Here is a 1,482-nt window from a genome sequence, read left to right as displayed (position 1 = left end):
GAGAGTGTGAAACTTTTTCTGTAAAATAGTATTTAGAAGGTTCTTCTATGATAAAATAGAATCATAGGAGGGCCTTTTATTATGGCAAGACAAAAGAAACCTGTACACAGGGTACAAATGACAGAAGGAAAACGGAACATCATTCATCAGCTTTTGGAGGAATATGATATTCAGACAGCTGAAGATATCCAGGATGCATTGAAAGATCTTTTAGGCGGGACCATCAAAGAAATGATGGAAGCTGAAATGGATGACCATCTTGGATACGAGAAATCCGAGCGTTCGGACAATGACGATTATCGCAATGGCTACAAGCGGAAACGTGTGAACAGCAGTTATGGAGCTATGGAGATTGAAGTTCCTCAAGACAGAAAATCTACTTTTGAACCGCAGGTAGTAAAGAAGCGTCAGAAAGATATTTCTGATATTGATCAGAAGATTATCTCCATGTATGCCAAAGGGATGACTACAAGACAGATATCTGAGACGATTGAAGACATCTACGGTTTTGAGACATCAGAAGGATTTATCTCAGATGTTACGGACAAGATTCTGCCACAGATTGAAGACTGGCAGAATCGCCCATTAGACGAGGTATATCCAATCTTGTACATAGATGCGATACATTATTCTGTCCGTGATAATGGTATAATCCGTAAATTGGCTGCCTATGTCATTCTTGGTATCAATACGGAAGGGAAGAAGGAGGTATTGACAATCAATGTTGGAGACAATGAGAGTTCGAAATACTGGCTCTCTGTGCTAAATGAACTGAAAAATCGAGGTGTAAAAGATATCTTAATCCTCTGTGCGGATGGCCTTACCGGAATAAAGGAAGCAATTGCGGCAGCATTTCCGAAAACAGAGTATCAACGCTGCATCGTTCATCAGGTTCGAAATACCCTGAAATACGTTCCGGATAAAGACAGAAAAGCATTTGCAACTGATTTAAAGACGATTTATCAAGCGGCTGATGAGAAAAAGGCACTGGCAGCCCTTGAGAGAGTGACCGAGAAATGGACTCCAAAATACCCGAATTCTATGAAACGCTGGAAAGATAACTGGGATGCAATCTCTCCGATTTTCAAGTTTTCAGCAACCGTCAGAAAGGTCATCTATACGACCAATGCCATTGAATCGCTGAATTCCACCTACCGGAAACTCAATCGCCAAAGAAGCGTATTTCCGAGTGATACAGCACTACTGAAAGCCCTGTATCTGGCAACCTTTGAAGCAACCAAAAAGTGGACTTCCACAATCCGAAACTGGGGAGCGGTCTATGGAGAACTAAGTATTATGTACGAAGGACGCCTTCCAGAATAGGCAATATTCCATTGCAAAACAGGCGGCAGAACCGCCTGCTCTTGACATGCGTTTTAGTAACTGTTATATATAAACAAAGGGCGAAAAGCTGATTTTTCAAGCCTTTCGCCCATCATTATCATAGAAGAATCTAATTTACAGACTTTTCTTCATAGTCTC

At 41.2% G+C, this 1,482-nt stretch carries 1 protein-coding gene; it reads left to right on the top strand.

Annotation, left to right across the window (positions count from 1 at the left end):
- The first annotated feature begins 81 nt into the window (after positions 1 to 81).
- Positions 82 to 1,323: an IS256 family transposase gene (locus LQE94_RS16125; protein WP_240578196.1), complete on the top strand. Its 1,242-nt coding sequence runs from the start codon at positions 82 to 84 to the stop codon at positions 1,321 to 1,323.
- Positions 1,324 to 1,482: the final 159 nt, after the last annotated feature.

Origin of the sequence: Mediterraneibacter sp. NSJ-151 (assembly GCF_022487435.1) — a bacterium.
GTDB classification, from domain to species: domain Bacteria; phylum Bacillota; class Clostridia; order Lachnospirales; family Lachnospiraceae; genus Schaedlerella; species Schaedlerella hominis.
The sequence above is the reverse complement of the archived record's forward strand: the minus strand, read 5'-3'. Positions and strand labels throughout refer to the sequence as shown.

Coding starts and splice junctions, on each gene's coding strand:
- LQE94_RS16125 (WP_240578196.1), top strand. CDS start 82: ATGGCAAGACAAAAGAAACCTGTACACAGGGTACAAATGACAGAAGGA.